The organism is Bacillus sp. GbtcB14, from assembly GCF_019091205.1.
Taxonomy (GTDB): domain Bacteria; phylum Bacillota; class Bacilli; order Bacillales; family Bacillaceae_G; genus Bacillus_A; species Bacillus_A cereus_AG.
In genome coordinates this window covers 242,592-259,926 of sequence record NZ_JAGXJT010000005.1, presented here as the reverse complement: position 1 = coordinate 259,926, position 17,335 = coordinate 242,592, and the positions used below count along the sequence as shown (strand labels likewise).

Here is a 17,335-nt window from a genome sequence, read left to right as displayed (position 1 = left end):
TATATTTTAAATATATTGAGGTGCTATTTATGAAACAAATGTATATTATTATCAGCGTTGTACTTATTTCGTTACTTATAATTTATGTTTTGTTCCATACTTCAATCATACAACCACATACACCTTCTAAAGAAAATAAGAGAGCGCAACAAACCAACACTATTTCTTACGGATTGAAGGATAATCAAGGCCAACATATTAACAATGGCAGTCAAATTACTAATAAGAATAATAATATTAACGTAGTATTATCATTCGTACATAGCATTGATGAAAAACGAAAATATGCATTAATTGTTCTAGAAGATTACGAACAAAAACCTTTTATAATAGAAGATACTGCAGATGAAACATCATACTATTCTTTCGATATGCAACCAAATAGTTCAATTACTACGAAAATCTCTTTACCCACTTCTCCTAATGCAAGTGAATTAGCCTTTTTAATAATTAAAAACCCTGAATATAAGTTAAAAGATAATGACTTAAATAAAGCAGCTATATTAGAAGAGATTTTAAGTATGCGATACTCAATAAATCCCTCTCAGGAAGAAAGTGAAAAAATAAAATTCACCCCTATAGATTCAAATACTATTTTAAAAGATGGTCTTTATGAACCATTATTTGTTACGAACAATGAAGAAAAATTACAAACGGTATTTTCTGAAAAGGAAGGTAAAAAATTAACTCTATCTAACGGTAATGAAACAAAAGATGAAATGACTTATGCAATCGTGGCCTTTAAAGATTGGGAACAAGTTCAAATATTTAATAATAAAAAAGTCGTTTATACTGCAGTCGCACCTGAAACGAGACAAATTTTCAATTTCACATTACCTTCAGTGGATCAGGAAAGTAATTTTCAACTAGTTGCATTCCCATTTCCTTATAAAGTGCGTGAAGATCATTATGTAAGTCAACAAGCATACGGTTCATTTCGTATCGTAGTTGAAAATGAAAATAAATAGGATTTTACAAAAAATATAAAAAAGCCTACTCACACAAGTAGGCTTTTGAAACTACGAAAGTTTCGTTAATAACTGATTTAAATCTTTTTTCGTTTTCGTCGTTAACGACTTCATTTTAGTAACATCAATCTTTTCCTTCTCCGCTCCTACAATTAACGGATACATACTTTGTCCGATTGTTTTATATTCAGCTGGATGTGATGCTTCTAATTCTTTCTCGATTACATCCCACTTTTCATTAATTTGTTTACCAAGTTTATTTACTGTTTCTAATTTAGGATTTGCAGCTAATTGCTTGTCTAAGCTTTCAATTAATGCAGCAACTTCTTTAACATTTGTTTTCACAGCTACGCTTTTCTTCGGATCTTTCGTTGTTTTTCCGTTTGAGTTTGTACTTGTACTTTGATCTGTCGTTTTTCCGCTAGTCGTTTCGTCATTCGTTTTTCCTGTCGTTTCTTTTTCTTTCGTTTTCACACCCTCATTTTGAGTTGAAGTTTTACCGTTACTTTCTGTTCCTGATGATTCTTTCGTATTTTTTGCATCTTTATCTGTTTTTTCATTTGAAGAAGTATTTGTTTCTTTTTCATTATCTTTCGTTGTTTTTGACGTCTCATCTGCACTTGTCGTTTTTGCTTCTCCTTCATTTTGCGCTGTTACTTGTTCTTTCTTTTCTTTCTCTTTATCTGCTGAAGGACTACAAGCTGCCATAGTAAGCATTGTACCAATTGTTATCGATGCGATAGCGACCTTTTTCATTTTCATATAAATCCCCCTATGTTTATATAATTTATCCTCCCCTTTACGATTCGATTTCCCCTTAAAAAATCCCTTTTCATATGAATTACCATCTTTCCGACAGTAATCTTCATAATAATACGTACAAAAAACGATAAACCCATTTGAACATTCGAGTTTCTTCTACTACATTTTTCTTCTCTGTAGTAAAAGAAAAAGAGTATATTGTCATATGAAGAAATACTATCTTCATATGACGATATACTCTCCTATCAAATTTTTATCTTTCTTGACATTTTATTTATACAAAAAAATAAAATTTTCTTTTATTTTTTTGTTTCTCAACAATTGTTAACATAATATATTTATGAGTAACCACCATTTGAATGAATGACTTGCCCCGTAATCCATTTTGCTTCTTCGCTTACTAAAAAAGAAATTAAGCGTGCTGCATCCGCCGATTCTCCTACTTTACCTTGCGGGAACTTCCATACTAAATGATGCTTCAGCTCCTCTGTAATCCATCCTGTATTCGTCGGTCCTGGATCAACAGCATTCACTGTAATCCCCTTCTCCATCGCAACTGGTGCTACTGATTTTGTAAATGCTTCAATTGCTCCTTTCGTCGCTACGTATGCTAGTTCATCAGGCATGGGTCCTAATGATTGCCCTGAAGTAAGATTAATAATACTGCCACTCGCTTTCAGTGCATAATGTTTTATAAATAATGAGCTTAATAACATAGTAGCGCGAACATTCACTGTATAATGTTTATCTAACTGTTCTACATTTAATTCCTCAATTCTCGTATGAGTAGCATACGCTGCATTATTAATTAAAATAGATGGATCACCTAAACGTTCTGAGACCATATAAAACAAACGATTTGGCGAATATGACTGCGATAAATTGATTTCTGCCATTTCACATCGAACACCTAAACTTTCAATCTCCTCTTTCAACAAAAAGGGCTCTTTGTCATGCATTCCCCATGGCATCGCTTTATCATACTGAGACCAGTACGTGAAAAAAATGTCTATTCCTTTTTGAGCAAGCACCTTGCATACAGCTGCACCAATTCCATTCAGACGAGTTGCCCCTGTTACAATTGCTATTTTCTTCACCTTTTCTCCTCCATCTATGGATAAATCCTCTGCACGAATACAGAGGATCTATCTTTTTATTCAATATTTGCCAATATACGTTCTGCACCTAATTTTAAAATTTTAATAAAGATATAATTTACTATCGTAAACATTACAAATAAAACAATAAACATAACCCACAGCCCTACTTGAAGGAAGAAGTATAATAAACTTACTCCCGCTACAATAACTAAAGCTATTAAAATATTAGCTAAAAAATTCCACAAAGTTGTATAGCGGCTCTTAAATAATTTCTGCTCTGTATCCCAATGTATATCTGCAGTTTGTGCATCCCAGCGTGTACCGATTAAATTAATTAACAATAAACCGTTCGCACTTAATAAGAACCAAAGAACCATAAATACTGGAGAAATTCCCGCTACAACTGCCATCGTAATACCGAATACTGCTAAAATAATTACATTAATTAACCAAGCAGTGATCGCTTTCGCAAAAAAGATGTCTGAAGCTTTTACTGGTAAATATCGATTTACAAACCATGAACTTCCATCTCGTGAGAATGAAGTTGTTGCAATAACGTTACTTCCCATTAAAAATAGAGAGGCACAAAGTCCAACACCAATTGCAAGACCTGCTGATTTTGGATTATTAATATAACCTGTAATCCATTTTAAATTTCCATCTTGTACAAATAAAACGAAGAACAACATAATCGGCATAACGAAAGTTTGTACGATACAATTTAAGAAAAATTGTGGTGTACGGAATAACGTTTTAAATTCTTTTTTCACATATGCTTTCAAATGTGAACTTTGTACCGTTGATTTCTGTAAGCCTTCTGCTGAAATGACCTCTTTTTTTGCTGTACTCGTTGACAGGCCAATTACCCCTTTTAAATATGTACGCTCTGCAATGTAATAAAACAACACAAAGAATACAAATGAAATAAGTGCAAAGATGATTACGTATAAAGGACCCTTCCAATTTGCATTTTCTACTAACGCCACTGCTCCAAAATATGTAGTTGGAAAATAATTTGTCATTTGTACTAAAAGAGAGGATTGATTATTGGCAAGGTAATCCGCAATTGCACCTTCCGAAAACGAACTTTTATTTTTCCACTGCAGAAATACGTTAATTCCTACAATAAATAGTATACTTACGATTCCGATAAATATATTTCCTCGGTCTTTATTTTTCGCTATATTTGTATACCTCATAATAACTGTCATCAGTAACGAAGCTAATACTAACGGCACAATCGGGAAGAGTAAGTAAATAAAAATCATGTATATGTAATATGTAATAAATGCGCCACTTTTTAACCCATACGTAATAAAGATTGGTAGTAAAATAAATGAACTCATTACGTATTGTGTAATTAATACTGTTAAAAATTTTGCCGAAATAATCTGCGCCGGTTTTAATGGTAAGGGTAGTAACATTTCAATATCATTACTGTAGTAAAATACAGTTAAAATGTTCGTAATACTCATTAAAAATACCCATATACTCGCAATCGCAAGTCCCATTGCGATAATCATTCCTGGGTCTTGCCCTAATTGTTTCATCCCTTCATACATTCCGTGCGTGATAGAACCAAATATTAAAAAGCCGACAAATAAAATGGCTGCAAATGAAAATACATATGCCCATCGCTTCTTCTTATCTGTTATGAAATCTGCATAATTTAATTTCAATAATACTTTCGTTAACGTCCAAATTTTACTCATTGCCCGTCATCTCCAAGAACATTTTTTCAAGTGATTCATTGGATTTAAAATGATCTCTCATTTCATCTAAATTCCCTTTAAACTGAAGATTCCCCTTATTAATAATCGCGACGCGGTCACAGATTTTTTCCGCTACTTCTAATACGTGTGTAGAGAAAAATACAATCTTTCCTTTATCCGCGTGTTCTCGCATCATTTCTTTTAAAATATATGCAGATTTCGGATCAAGCCCCGTTAACGGTTCATCTAAAATCCATACATCAGGCTCATGCACGAGCACACCAATAATAACGATTTTTTGTCTCATACCGTGCGAGTAACTTTGAATTTGATCCGATAGCGCATTGTAAAGATCAAATTTCTTCGCTAAAGACTCGATTCGTTCTTGGCGTACTTCTTTCGGCACCTCATACATATCTGCCATAAAGTTTAAATATTCAATTCCCTTTAATCGTAAAAACATATCTGGACTATCTGGAACATAACCAAACGTCCTTTTCGCTTCCATCGGATTTTTCATAATATCTTTACCGTTAATCGTAATCGTTCCTTTGTCCACCCCATGAATACCAGTAATCATCTTAATTGTCGTTGATTTACCCGCGCCATTCGGCCCTAAAAATCCAAAGATTTCTCCACTAGGCACAGATAAACTTAAATCTTTTACTGCATAGGTAGACCCATTATAACTTTTTGACACATTCGTAATTTCAATCATTCCATCCAATCCTTTCCTTAATTACCAAATAACTATATTGATATTATAGCATACTTCTATTTTTAGATTTTTATATTTTTTCAGTTTTTTCAACCTTTAAAATAAATATACACGCCTAATCCAACGATTAAAACGACAGCTAGTATAATATAAATCATTGTCAGCCGTTTAATATTCCCCTTTGTTGCTTTACTATAATTCGCATCACCATTTCGTCCAATTAACACCGTTGCTACTACAGTAATCACTACAAGTAATACAACGATCATGATCCACGTTAGCATACCTTCCTCCCCCTCCTTACACCATTTTACAATATTATCCTCTTTATTTCGCAGTATATTTCCTCTTTTTACTATTATTATGAAAAGAATTGGAAAACTATTATTACTATACATTTCTTTATATGATATATTTATAACATAATGTTAATTATTTATAACACCTTAAGGAGGTCCTACCATGAAAACAACTTGGATAAAATATTTAGGATTTCTCGGTTTCTTTGGTTTCCTCGGCTTTTTTTATGAAAAAGGATTGTTTACTATGTTCTGTTTCTTCTCCTTTTTCACGACTTATAGAACGGTTCAACACGATGAACTGTTTGAACAAATCGTCAATAAATCGTGCCGCAATGCCTTTATCGTTACATTACTAACTACCGCTATCGTTATGTTTATTGAAATGTTATTTCCAAACCCTACGCTACAAGAAATTGATATCGCTCTTATTTTCGGCACACTCATTCTTACATTCGGCTTCTCTATGTTCTTTTACGATAAACCAGTTGATGAAATGGAAGATGCGCCATGGCGTTCGTAACAAGAATAAAAGAATACCGTGCCAAATCGAACATGACACAAGAAGATTTAGCGAAAACTGTTGGTGTACGCCGTGAAACAATTAGCCATCTCGAAAAAGGTAAATATAACCCTTCCTTACAGCTTGCTCACGATATAGCGAAGGCACTTCATAGTACAATTGATGAAATTTTTATTTTTGAGGATTAATTACGGACACAAAATCACCAGAACCACGTAAAAATACCGGCATCCTTCCTATGAAGAATACCGGTATTTCTCATTTATCACCCATACAAAACCGCATGAAATACGCCTAACAGTAAATATTGATCGTCTATATAATCCTCCTCATATAGATTCATCTCAATGTAATACATATCTTCCTCAAGACGAATATTCCAATCTGCAGTTACATAGCCGTTTCGTAATAACTTTCCAAGCCCAATTGTAGTTTTGTGAACAACAAATTCTTCTCTCTTATATGTAAAGGTAAATAAGAAATTTGCATCCAATAACTTCCCGTCACATACAAGTATTTCATGCTCTGCATCATTATGATCGATGTATGTTACTAAAATCCTTCTTTGACGCTGCCTACTTACATCCTTTGCAATGACGCGAATATTGTCCTTACTATCCTTTATTTCGTAAATGATATTACTACCAACTTTCGGAATAAAGTCTAGCACTTTCATCAACGTATTTTTATAGTAGCCCCGTACTACGCCTACCTGTTTACTTTCATTATAAACCTCGATAGACGTCGTATCCGCCTTACTATCACACAGTCGCTTATAAGAAAGCTGCATTATTCGCTCTCCTCTTAAGTACTGATCAAATGTAACCGGATATTTTATCGCGCGCAGTTCCTTATTTAGCTCATATAAATAACATTGAACGCTCTCTACTAATGCTGTAGTGGATATACGCTCTTGAAGTTCAAATTGTTGCCAACTGGAAGAAACCCTCCACTGATCTTCCTCTTCATATAAGAATCCGAGAATTACTTCCTCACGATCACTCGTTTCATAATTCAACTGTTCGTTCTGCCCATGTTGTACTTGTTCCATCCACTGTCCTAAATAAATACCGAGCTCTGCGACCTTCATACACGACTTCTGAAAAAGTACCCTATCACTCACGCGAATCGTTAAATCCCCTTCAATAAAGCCCTTTGTATAAGCATCATACTTTGGATCATCCTTCTGCGGAATAGCCTTGTCTAACTCAAATAAAAACGTTAACATTCTTTACTCACCTCTAGTTATTACACCGATCGTACCTATAAATTGAACGCAACTCAAATTATATCGACGATTTTTCCAATATATCTACCGTAACTCAAAATATATCAACACAATTAAAATGAAGTTACCTTTTCTTCCGCCACTTCCACAATTTCTAAAATGTGTAGCAGACTCTCCACTTCATAAGTCGGCTTAACACCTGCCCTATTTTCTTTCAAACTCGGATTATACCAACACGTATCAATGCCGTAATCTTCTCCGCCTTTCATATCAGAAGTTAGCGAATCTCCAACGATTAATACACTTGATTTATCAGTAATCCCAAACTTTTCAAATGCATAATCAAAAATCTCACGTGCTGGTTTTTGATGACCAACCTCTTCTGAAATAATAATATGATCAAAGAAATTACATAAAGGCGAATTTCCAATTCTTGATTGTTGCACCTTCGTATATCCATTCGTAATAATACCTAACTTGCAATCTTGTAGATTTTCACATAATTGCACTGCACCTTCTATAAGATGTACTTCTTTTCCTAAGTTTTCAAGGTATCTATCACTAAATTGCTGCGCATCTACTTCTATATTATGAATGGCAAATAATTGTCTAAATCGATCTACCGCTAATTCACTTAGCGTAATCATTTTATTTTCTAAATCTCTCCATAATCCATTACTAATCTCTTTATAACTTGCAAGATAATCATTATATCCTGTAGGCATCCCGAACTGTACAAACGCGTTATGTAATGCGTTTCTTTCCGTTTCAGGAAAATCTAATAATGTATCATCTACGTCGAATAATATAACTTTGTATTTCATGATGTTCTCCTCAATTCCTATTTTAAAAGCTTCACTCTCATATCTTATAAGCTTTTATATATTTCATTATGAAGTGCTTTAACCCGCTCTTTATAGAATACACCTTTATCTTCTATTTTCAAATGTTCTATAAATAAGTTTGCAAGCATGACCGCTGTATCTAGTCTATAAAATAAGCTAACAATATGAGGAATAGAGTTAAAGATATTATCATTCTTATATCCAGCTCTAAATTCATCCCAGCTAACCTCATTCGTTTCAGCTATCCTCATAAGCTCTAATAATGGATGACCAATTAGGGCATTATCCCAATCAACTATCGCTTTAATTTCCCCGTTATACCCAATTACATTTGCTGGTCGAATGTCCATATGTAATAAACACTTTACATGATCTGCCGTACTAAGAGTATGTTCAATTGTTTTTGTATCCGGAAGAATAATTTCACATTTCGTAATTGTATTAAACCCTTCTATCCGTTTCACAATTCGTTCTGCTATATACTTACTAATGGGCTCTCCACTATTTTGTTCGTAATGCAAACCATCAATTGGCATACTATGAAGATTGCTCACTAACTCCCCTATTTTACATGCAGAAATTGGCATATGATCAGTATACACACAATCCGAAATTAAAAAATCAAGTTCGGTTGAAAGATGCAATCCGTGTATCCTTGGTACTGGAATACTTTTTGAATGACAATACTTAGACAGTTCTGCTTCCTTTTGCAACGAAATCCGACTGTTAAATAAATCTTCATTTATATTTTCCACTTCTCTTTCCCACGGCACTCGAAATGCCAAAGGCCCCTTTTCTGAATCTCCTCGAAAAACAATATTTTGCACTCCCGTTCCAATCACCTTTAAATCCTGAACAGCTAGTTCCTTATAATCTAGACTTAGTATTGTTGCTAGCTTTTCTCTTAACCCCTCTGCTTTTACACGTGTATGAATCATTTTATCCCCCGATTCGTAAGTTCTTTTCATCCATTTTCTCCTCGGTGCACAACATCCTAATTAACAAAATTATAGCAACAATAATAAAAGGAGGCTAATCCAATTAGCCTCCTGATTTCTTATTTATCCTCTAACAATAACACTTTCATTTCCTCTAACGACTCTTTCGTAAAGCCTAGAGCTTTTTCAGCATATGCTTCAATTGATCCGTATAGTTTCTTAATTTCATTAATCGCAGCTTGTAAATATTCAGCACGCGCTTCAAACATCGCACCTAATATTGCTCTGCTCTCATCATTTTGTAATTTCGCACCTAAAAAGGCCATCATTTTTTCATTTAACTTTTCACGGAAACCGTTACTTAGTAAGTAGTCTTCCATTACTGTTTTTTCTGGTACACCTAGTAAAAGTAATAGTAGGGCTGATCCAAACCCTGTACGGTCTTTTCCAGCTGTACAATGATTTACTAACGGTAAGTTTTCCTGGTTTTGTGCTAAGTTTAAGAAGCTCACGAATGCTTCATTACCACTTACGAAATCTTGATTCATTTTCACAAGATACTCGCCTGGTTTTCCTAACATAGAAAGGTCACCAACTTGGAAAAATTCATTTATATTCAAATCTTTCGCTAAATCTTGCATAACTGGTAAGCACACTTGACGAGCCCCTGTAATATCCGGATTCGGCTTATGCTTCACTTCAAAGTCTGTACGGTAGTCACAAATTAGCTTTAAGCCAGACTTTTGTAAATAGTCGATATCCCATTCTGTTAGCCCTGCTAATTCTTCAGAACGGTACAACTTGCCCCATTTTACTTTACGGCCTTCAGTCGTTTCATATCCTCCCATATCACGGAAGTTAAACGCGCCTTGTAATGGCAGTCTACGCTCAGCCACTGTTACTGCTTGTCCATTACTTCCTACTAATCTAAAATATGGACGTTCATTTTCACTCGGGTTTTCAATTGTATATGATAATTCTCCATTTACCGTTGCAAGTAATTCTCCCTTTTCTTCAATATGATCTGGTGAAGTACTCCAATAAATACGAACTTCTTCTATATTATTTTCCCACTTTATTTGTAACGTATTATCTTCAATTCTTTCTACAGTTGCTTGTAGCCAATTTCTTTGCTGCTCCATTCTTTCACCAACGCTTTCTTATATAATCGAATCTTTCTTTATTGTATTATAGAAATATCCATTTTGTCGTTCTCATTTTTCTTTTTATCTTACAAATAGGCAATAAGTTCTTTTACTTGTTCAAAATTTGTACACGGATTCCCATTAAACAAGTTCAAGAACCTTTTTCATCCTCCTAAAACTTCCTCACATATCGCTCAGTGGAACTTAGCAGCTGACATCCATTCTTTTCAAAAACATTCTTCATCCACTCATTTTGTACATTTGTCTCGCCAATATAATAAGATGCTCCTATTTCTTTTAAGACAAACATTGCCCCTGTAAAGAATGCTGTTTCATACCCTTTATTTCGCATATTTGGAGCGATTGCGAAATACATTAGTTTCCCTTCTTCTAACGTACCCCTTTCAATATGCGGGATGACAATCCCTATCGACTCTTCATCGATACTCGCTGTTAAACAATGCTCTTTCCACTGTTCACCAATTTCTTGTAACATCATATTTACAAATTGATCATAAGTGACTTGTTCTTCCGTCATGTCGTTCCAAAGAGAATAAAAAGCTTCTTCACCTACTTCTTCAATAAGCTTAAAATCAATTTCACTTTCTACATCTTCTACTTCATATATATCCTTAAACACAATTACATTTTCAGTAATATATTCAAATGAATACGTTTCGAAGCATTTTTTATACACATCATAATTTGGACTTTTTGAAGAAATTTCAAAATGTAAGTTTTCTATTCCCTCTTTTTCAGCCTCAACAACGCAATACTGCATCATTTGCTTTAATTGCTCTTCTGCAAAAGGCTCTGCATTATTTTCTTTTATTATTATAGAAGAAGCATTTCTTCTTATTTTAAAGTTTTTTTCTAACTGTTCTTTCATCATCATATACTTCCCTCATCTATGTCATACTCGAATTTCTACTTGTTCTCCTTGCATGAGCAGGATTGTCCTTGAATATATAGAATACTAGAAAACATCGCATCTTTAAAGTGCGGAGGAGGTTCTCCATTGGATATTACAGCGCTGCAACAACAGTTAGAGCTTATACAACAAAATGACTATACGCAACTACAACATATAGATATTAATGAGTTAACGTTGAACATGTTACAGTTTATCGGAACGACTGATAGCTATATTCGTTACCAACTTATCTATAAATGTTTTGCCCATTTTATTCATCACGAATTTCTTATGGACGATCAGCTAAAATTACTGTTGCAAACTTGTTTAAGTGATGAATATTTATATTGTGACATTTACTCCCCACATACAGATGGGGTTTTCACACGTTCTTACACCGTTTCGTTAATTGCGTTAATACTCCAATTCGCTAATTCGCACTACTTTTTTACAGAGGAGGATATCGAAGAAATAAAAAACAAACTCATTACATACACAAACTTAGAAACAGATTTTCGAGGTTATATTGAAAATAAAGGATGGGCTCATTGTCTTGCCCACGTATCAGATGCCTTCACTGAAATAGTTCACAATTCCTATACAATCTTTGAATGGTATGAAGAATTAATTCATTGCTTATTAAATAAAATTTTCATTCCATCTGACCTTTTTCATAATAACGAAGATGAACGCATCGTTACTCCTTTACTAGCAATGCTGTATCATGACTTCCCGCAAGATGAGTTAGTCACTATTATTCATAAAAAAATAAAAAGGCTTCCCCAAATTAGAAAACGCCTTTCGCTTAACGAGTATTGTATTTTATGCGCCAATATTAAAACCTTTTTACGCACATTATTTTTTAGAGCAAAAGATGACCATAACTTAGCCTTTACAGCTCGTAAAACGGAAAAAATGTTAAAAGAACTGCCTAACTATTATTAAATATAAGGAGAACAAGTATGGGTTATATTGAAGATATGAGAAATTTAGTAGGAAATCATCCACTGATTTTAATAGGTTCACACGCTATTATAGTAAATGAGAAAAATGAAATATTACTCCAGCTCCGTACAGATTTTAACCGCTGGGGTATTATTGGCGGCGCCTTAGAATATAACGAAACGTTAGAAGACGCTTTAAAACGAGAAGTATATGAGGAAACTGGGCTTATCATTGAAAATCCAGAACTCTTCCGTACATACTCAGGACCTGATTTCTTTCAAATCTATCCAAACGGTGATCAAGTACATGGTGTACTCGTTGTTTATATTTGCCGTGAATTCAATGGTGAGCTTGTATGTGATCAAGCAGAATCAAAAGAATTACGTTTCTTTCCGCTTGATGAATTACCTAGTACTCTTCATCCAGTTATTGAGGGAATTCTTCGCGATTTTCATCACTTCAATCGGAGCAATCTCCCAAGGTGTATTGGTAACATATAGGTTCATGCCAGCTAATCGTTTGCTTTTTTCCGAATATGTAATCCCTTTTTTACTTTCTGTGTACACTTGTTTTTTCATACGCTCACGAAGTTGTTTTTCTGTTAATCGATACATAATCACCCGAGTGAATAGTTTTTTATCCTTTCCAATATAAGCTTCTTTTATTTCATAGGACTGTCCTGGTTTTAAGGTATCCATGATGTGCTCTAAATCAACTTTGATGTACTGAGATTGTTTTTTTATTGTTCCGTTTCGAAAGTATTCAGGAAATTCATTTTTGACATATACCCTATTGTTTAATTTGAGTCGCGATATATAGTACACACCACGTTGATCCATTTGATCTAAATCATCCAGTGAATAATAGCCTAAATCCCGAATACATAGGTCACCAGGGCGTAATGTTGATAAACACTCTGTTCCAAAGGTTTTATCATTATTTTTCCCTGGTTCCACTTGGAAATTTAAAAACTGACCACTATGTAAATCATATTCTAACTGGATTTTTATACCCGCTGTTTGTGCACAACCACCTGATCCAGGATATACATTGGCCAAGTGTTTTGGTACGTGAAAAATGGTTGCATCTAAAATACGAATTCGCTGAAAATAGGTAAGTGAAGCACTTGGAATTGCTGACTTTCCACAAACTTTATTTTTTAATAATGTGGAGAAAATATGTTTCAAAAAGAACACTGCCTTTTTATTAAAGCGCTTATTTAGCCCTTCAGGACTCATAAGAGTTCCTGTTGATGCCATGTAGCTGACTACACAATCGGACTAATGAATCACTCGCTACTCGTTGACTAATCCAGACACATATAGTAGCTAAATCATACCCTGAAAATTTACGTTTTCGTTTTACAAAACCTAGCTCTCTAGCGAGATTTTCCAAAAATGAAGGGGTAAGATGTTCATCTAATTCTTCAGCTAATAATTGTAATTCGTCAGAAATTGATAGATACATACAAAAATGCCATCCTTTCCTATGATTCTACAGAAAGAATAGCGTATTTTTTGGTTCTGGTGCAAAGGTAGTGGAAAAGAAAATATAACATATATATTTCTAGCATAATGGTAGGATAATCCTGGTTCCTCATCATTTCTACTAAATCACGAAAAATTAAGTTGTACCGTGCCAACGTACAGTTAACAAAATAATATCTTGCTGATAATGCTTCCATTTGAACAAATTTTCCTTTTCCATACCGATCACACATCTTTTGTAGAGTAATAGTATCAGCATATCCCAGTTCAAGAGATTACTTGCAAAATATTTAGAATTTTTTAGATAATCCTCCGAAATGTAATACGGACTTTAAATACTTTCATTTATAATTCTCTATTTGTCTATACTTTTCATATCGCTGTTGTATAAGCTCTTCCGAGGATAATAGTATCAATTTTTTTAGAGATGATTCGATTACAGATTCAATCATTTTTGCCTGTGATTTTATATCATTTTGTGCTCCACCTTTAATTTCAGGAATGATTTCATCAATAATTCCTAAATGTTTTAAATCTTTTGCTGAAATTTTCATATGTTCAGCAGCTTCTGGAGCATACTTAGCGTCCTTCCATAGGATAGATGCTGCTCCTTCTGGCGAAATTACCGAGTACCATGAATACTCTAACATATGGATATAGTTACCGACACTAATGCCAAGAGCTCCACCACTTGATGCCTCTCCAATTACAATACAAACAATTGGCACTTTAAGTGTAGTCATTTCAAATAGATTTCGAGCTATCGCTTCAGAAATCCCACGTTCTTCAGACCCTATCCCTGGATAGGCGCCTATTGTATCAATAAATGTAATAATAGGGCGATTAAATTTATCAGCTTGTTTCATAAGTCTTAGCGCTTTTCTATAACCTTCTGGATGTGCCATTCCAAAATTTCTTTCTATACTTTCCTTTGTATTTCTACCTCTTTGATGACCAATAACTGTAACGGGCATTCCTTTAAATTTTGCAATACCACCTATCATTGCTTTATCATCACCATATAATCGATCACCATGAAGTTCGAGAAAGTTTGTAAACAATAAAGGTATATAGTCCAATGTCGTGGGTCGGTTACGTAGCCTTGCAATTTGAACTCGTTGAAAAGGTGTAATATTAGAATAAATTTTATCTTGCATTTTATTTAAACGTTTTTCTAATTCATGAATTTCTGACGATAAATCTACATTATTTTCTTTCATAATTTTCTTTAATTCATCAAATTTCTCTTTTAATTCAATAATAGGACGTTCAAAATGCAAACTCATTTTATCCTCCAAATGTTATGACTTACCTCACTCTAATCAAAAGGCTTAGAAATAGAATCAATAAATAATTCAAAACCATCCACAACTATTTTTTGTTCTGATTCTGATAAATTATTGAGAATACTTTGATAAAACGTAATGGATTGCTCTCTTAAGCAATTAACAGTTATGTGACCTTTTTCTGTGAGGTGCAGAAAAAGTTCTCTTCTATTTTTTTCATTTACTTCACGATAAATAAGCCCCTTTTTTACTAACTTATCTACCAATCTACTTACAGTTGAAGTCTCTAATCTAAGTTTATTGGATAGTTGCCAAACAGTTAATTTTTCCACCTCTAGTTCTTCTAACGCCATCATTTGAGAAGTTGGTAAAGGTTTTTCAAATGGTCCATTGGGCAAATTTTGAGATTCAAAAACCCCAGTTATTATAATCATTTTCTTAATATCTGTTCTTAGTTTTAAGGCATCTTCTCTTTTCAAAAAGGTCACCCTCCTACAACTATTGTATCATACATCAATTGTATTATACATGAATATGATTTTTTCACAAGCTTAACGTAAGCCAATATTACAACATGGACGAGATATTTCTTCTTGTTAAAATGGTATAAGTGGATTGTTTTCTACAAATGGCAGAACATCAATTATGTATCAGGGCCTTTATGGGGTAACACTCATCGAAATCAAGCTAAGAAAATAAAACTACCCCAAAAACGAAATTTTGTGATAACTTGTAACAAAATTTCGTTTTTGGGGGGAATTCTAAATTCTTAAGTTGATGGGCATGTGCTATGTCCCCCTTTCTGAAGAAATAATAGATTTCTCATAAACATTTTGGGGAACAACAAGTTTTATATTTCTACCAATTATGAATAAGATGTTAGATTGTTATCTCAATCTGATTTCCTTCAGGATCACTTACTACACTTTCATAGTAACCATCCCCTGTAGTACGCGGGCCGTTTAACACAGGGCATCCTGCTTCTCTTAATGTATTAGTTAATTCGTTCACTTTTTCTTTACTACCTACTGAAAAAGCAATATGTGCATATCCTATTGTTTGTATTTGTAATGCATCATCTATCCCTACCTGCTTCATAAGTTCTAGACGCGCACCACCTTCAAAAGTTATGAAATAAGATTCAAACTGCTTTTTCGGATTGTGATATAAGCTATTTTCTTCACCATTAAAGTACTGTTTATAGAAATCACGCATTCCTTCTAAATCATTCACCCAAATTGCTATATGTTCAATTTTCATAATCGACACCTTTTCTTTTATGTTATTCAACTGACAATTGGACGCTTCATTGCCAGCACATTTAATTTTCTTTATTTGTTCTCGTAATCATAAGATCAAGTCCAAGACTTTTTAATCCATATAAATAATCTTCTTTCCAATTACTCACTGTTATTTTCGGAATATGTTCTGCCGGGATATACTGCGGACAACTTTTTACAATTTGATCTATTACGAATTGGTTCACTTCATCATGACAGAAGATGAATCCATGAGGGTTAATAATAGCTATACATGTAGCTATTAAACGAGTAATCGCATCTATATTATATCCCTCTGGATTATTGGAATTTTCAACTTCTTCTCCAATTCTGAAAGCTTGCAAGAAATTTTTATTATCGTACTGCGGGACGAAAGATATCTCTCCTGAGAAAAATGTACTTCCGCGTACGACATCTCCATTTACCATAATTCCCGCACCTGGCCCATTTTGACCTGAATACAAATATACAAGAGAAGAATTGTCATTATTCCCCGTGTTTTTATGATAGCCAAGCACTGCAGCATTCATATCGTTTTCTATTACTACAGGTATAGAAAACCGTTCCTCCAAGTAACTTTTCAAATTAAAATTTTGGAACTTTTCATATCCAGGGATGTAGAAAATACGCCCATTATCGACCGCACCAGGAACACCAATTGATATAGAACTTATTTTTGGAAACGTAGCTATAAGACTTTCTATATGTTCTGTTAATACGCTTAGGCCAGTATCAATTAATGCACTTGAAGTACTCCCTTGTTCTTTTACTTCCCCTAAACAGTTAAAAATTGTATAGTTCGTCTCATTTCTCTCTAAAAATATCGCTAAACCTAACATATATTCTGGATTATATTCATATCGTTTTGCTCTTCTTCCGCCACTTGAATCATCTAAACCAGCTAAAGTGACTTCACCGTCTTGTTTCATATTTTCTATAAATTTACTTATCGTTGGAAAACTAATTTCTAATGTATTACTAAGTTCAACTTTCGTTGCACTACCTCGTTCTAGAAGAGCTGTACGAATGCCGCGAAGTATTGTCTCTTTAATCGATTTTTGAGTAATAAATTGTTCACTCAAATCGCTCACCACCTTAATCAACATACTTATTAAACACTTTTAATAAGTTGCGTTGACAATATATCATACATCATTTTCTAAAGCAATAGAGATGATATATTTCT

19 protein-coding genes and 2 pseudogenes are annotated in these 17,335 nt (G+C 33.8%); 5 read left to right on the top strand and 16 right to left on the bottom strand.

All coding sequences use genetic code 11. The features are described from left to right. Positions 1-29: 29 nt before the first annotated feature. On the top strand, positions 30-968 hold the full coding sequence (locus tag KVT31_RS16910) for a hypothetical protein (RefSeq protein ID WP_088097061.1): 939 nt from the start codon (positions 30-32) through the stop codon (positions 966-968). Positions 969-1,019: 51 nt separating this feature from the next. Here KVT31_RS16910 and KVT31_RS16905 read toward each other — a convergent pair whose 3' ends face one another. From KVT31_RS16905 to KVT31_RS16885, 5 genes are all read right to left on the bottom strand, one after another. Beyond that, positions 1,020-1,730 carry a hypothetical protein gene (locus tag KVT31_RS16905; protein ID WP_088097062.1) on the bottom strand — a complete coding sequence of 237 codons (711 nt, stop codon included), beginning with the start codon at positions 1,728-1,730 and terminating at the stop codon, positions 1,020-1,022. Between the two features lie 338 nt (positions 1,731-2,068). After that, positions 2,069-2,827: an SDR family oxidoreductase gene (locus KVT31_RS16900; RefSeq protein ID WP_088097064.1), complete on the bottom strand. Its 759-nt coding sequence runs from the start codon at positions 2,825-2,827 to the stop codon at positions 2,069-2,071. A 56-nt stretch (positions 2,828-2,883) separates the two neighbouring features. After that, positions 2,884-4,542 (bottom strand): putative ABC transporter permease subunit, encoded by a 1,659-nt coding sequence (locus KVT31_RS16895; RefSeq protein ID WP_088097065.1) that lies wholly within the window; start codon positions 4,540-4,542, stop codon positions 2,884-2,886. Next, on the bottom strand, positions 4,535-5,260 hold the full coding sequence (locus tag KVT31_RS16890) for an ABC transporter ATP-binding protein (protein ID WP_088097066.1): 726 nt from the start codon (positions 5,258-5,260) through the stop codon (positions 4,535-4,537). Before KVT31_RS16890 ends, KVT31_RS16895 begins: the two co-directional genes overlap by 8 nt. 89 nt (positions 5,261-5,349) lie before the next feature. Then, positions 5,350-5,544 carry a hypothetical protein gene (locus KVT31_RS16885; RefSeq protein WP_000958865.1) on the bottom strand — a complete coding sequence of 65 codons (195 nt, stop codon included), beginning with the start codon at positions 5,542-5,544 and terminating at the stop codon, positions 5,350-5,352. A gap of 178 nt (positions 5,545-5,722) precedes the next feature. Between KVT31_RS16885 and KVT31_RS16880 the strand changes: the two genes are divergently transcribed. Further along, positions 5,723-6,082 (top strand): DUF3796 domain-containing protein, encoded by a 360-nt coding sequence (locus KVT31_RS16880; protein WP_088097067.1) that lies wholly within the window; start codon positions 5,723-5,725, stop codon positions 6,080-6,082. Beyond that, positions 6,070-6,270 carry a helix-turn-helix transcriptional regulator gene (locus KVT31_RS16875; protein WP_087984149.1) on the top strand — a complete coding sequence of 67 codons (201 nt, stop codon included), beginning with the start codon at positions 6,070-6,072 and terminating at the stop codon, positions 6,268-6,270. Before KVT31_RS16880 ends, KVT31_RS16875 begins: the two co-directional genes overlap by 13 nt. A 77-nt stretch (positions 6,271-6,347) precedes the next feature. On the opposite strand, the gene KVT31_RS16870 is transcribed toward KVT31_RS16875, so the two are convergent. The 5 genes from KVT31_RS16870 to KVT31_RS16850 form a co-directional block, all read right to left on the bottom strand. Next, positions 6,348-7,310, bottom strand: a complete 963-nt coding sequence (locus KVT31_RS16870; protein WP_088097068.1) for a tubby C-terminal domain-like protein — start codon at positions 7,308-7,310, stop codon at positions 6,348-6,350. 113 nt (positions 7,311-7,423) lie between these two features. Then, the gene (locus KVT31_RS16865; RefSeq protein WP_088097069.1) at positions 7,424-8,134 is read right to left on the bottom strand and encodes a YjjG family noncanonical pyrimidine nucleotidase; all 711 of its coding nucleotides are present in this window, start codon (positions 8,132-8,134) and stop codon (positions 7,424-7,426) included. 44 nt (positions 8,135-8,178) lie between these two features. Next, complete coding sequence (locus KVT31_RS16860; protein ID WP_088097070.1) at positions 8,179-9,123, bottom strand: phosphotransferase family protein; 945 nt, start codon at positions 9,121-9,123, stop codon at positions 8,179-8,181. A gap of 89 nt (positions 9,124-9,212) precedes the next feature. Then, positions 9,213-10,235 carry a tyrosine-protein phosphatase gene (locus KVT31_RS16855; RefSeq protein WP_088097071.1) on the bottom strand — a complete coding sequence of 341 codons (1,023 nt, stop codon included), beginning with the start codon at positions 10,233-10,235 and terminating at the stop codon, positions 9,213-9,215. A 175-nt stretch (positions 10,236-10,410) separates the two neighbouring features. Continuing rightward, positions 10,411-11,133, bottom strand: coding sequence for a GNAT family N-acetyltransferase (locus tag KVT31_RS16850; RefSeq protein WP_088097072.1), 723 nt, complete (start codon positions 11,131-11,133; stop codon positions 10,411-10,413). Between the two features lie 123 nt (positions 11,134-11,256). Here KVT31_RS16850 and KVT31_RS16845 point away from each other — a divergent pair, with 123 nt between their 5' ends. Then, positions 11,257-12,096: a DUF2785 domain-containing protein gene (locus tag KVT31_RS16845; RefSeq protein WP_088097073.1), complete on the top strand. Its 840-nt coding sequence runs from the start codon at positions 11,257-11,259 to the stop codon at positions 12,094-12,096. A 17-nt stretch (positions 12,097-12,113) separates the two neighbouring features. Then, a complete protein-coding gene (locus tag KVT31_RS16840) occupies positions 12,114-12,596 on the top strand; it encodes an NUDIX hydrolase (RefSeq protein ID WP_088097074.1) in 483 nt (160 codons plus the stop codon). Here KVT31_RS16840 and KVT31_RS16835 read toward each other — a convergent pair. From KVT31_RS16835 to KVT31_RS16810, 6 genes and pseudogenes are all read right to left on the bottom strand, one after another. Further along, a pseudogene (locus KVT31_RS16835) lies at positions 12,555-13,563 on the bottom strand (IS4 family transposase); the annotation flags it as partial. The gene KVT31_RS16840 and the pseudogene KVT31_RS16835 sit on opposite strands and share 42 nt — an antisense overlap. Before the next feature lie 121 nt (positions 13,564-13,684). Next, a pseudogene (locus tag KVT31_RS16830) lies at positions 13,685-13,803 on the bottom strand (IS6 family transposase); the annotation flags it as partial. A gap of 121 nt (positions 13,804-13,924) precedes the next feature. Next, entirely contained in the window at positions 13,925-14,869 is a 945-nt protein-coding gene (locus KVT31_RS16825; protein ID WP_088097075.1) for an acetyl-CoA carboxylase carboxyltransferase subunit alpha, read from the bottom strand. A gap of 32 nt (positions 14,870-14,901) precedes the next feature. Next, positions 14,902-15,348 (bottom strand): MarR family winged helix-turn-helix transcriptional regulator, encoded by a 447-nt coding sequence (locus KVT31_RS16820; protein ID WP_000817662.1) that lies wholly within the window; start codon positions 15,346-15,348, stop codon positions 14,902-14,904. A 400-nt stretch (positions 15,349-15,748) separates the two neighbouring features. Next, positions 15,749-16,129 carry a VOC family protein gene (locus KVT31_RS16815; RefSeq protein WP_088097076.1) on the bottom strand — a complete coding sequence of 127 codons (381 nt, stop codon included), beginning with the start codon at positions 16,127-16,129 and terminating at the stop codon, positions 15,749-15,751. Between the two features lie 61 nt (positions 16,130-16,190). After that, on the bottom strand, positions 16,191-17,231 hold the full coding sequence (locus tag KVT31_RS16810) for an ROK family transcriptional regulator (RefSeq protein ID WP_140392504.1): 1,041 nt from the start codon (positions 17,229-17,231) through the stop codon (positions 16,191-16,193). Positions 17,232-17,335 lie beyond the last annotated feature (104 nt).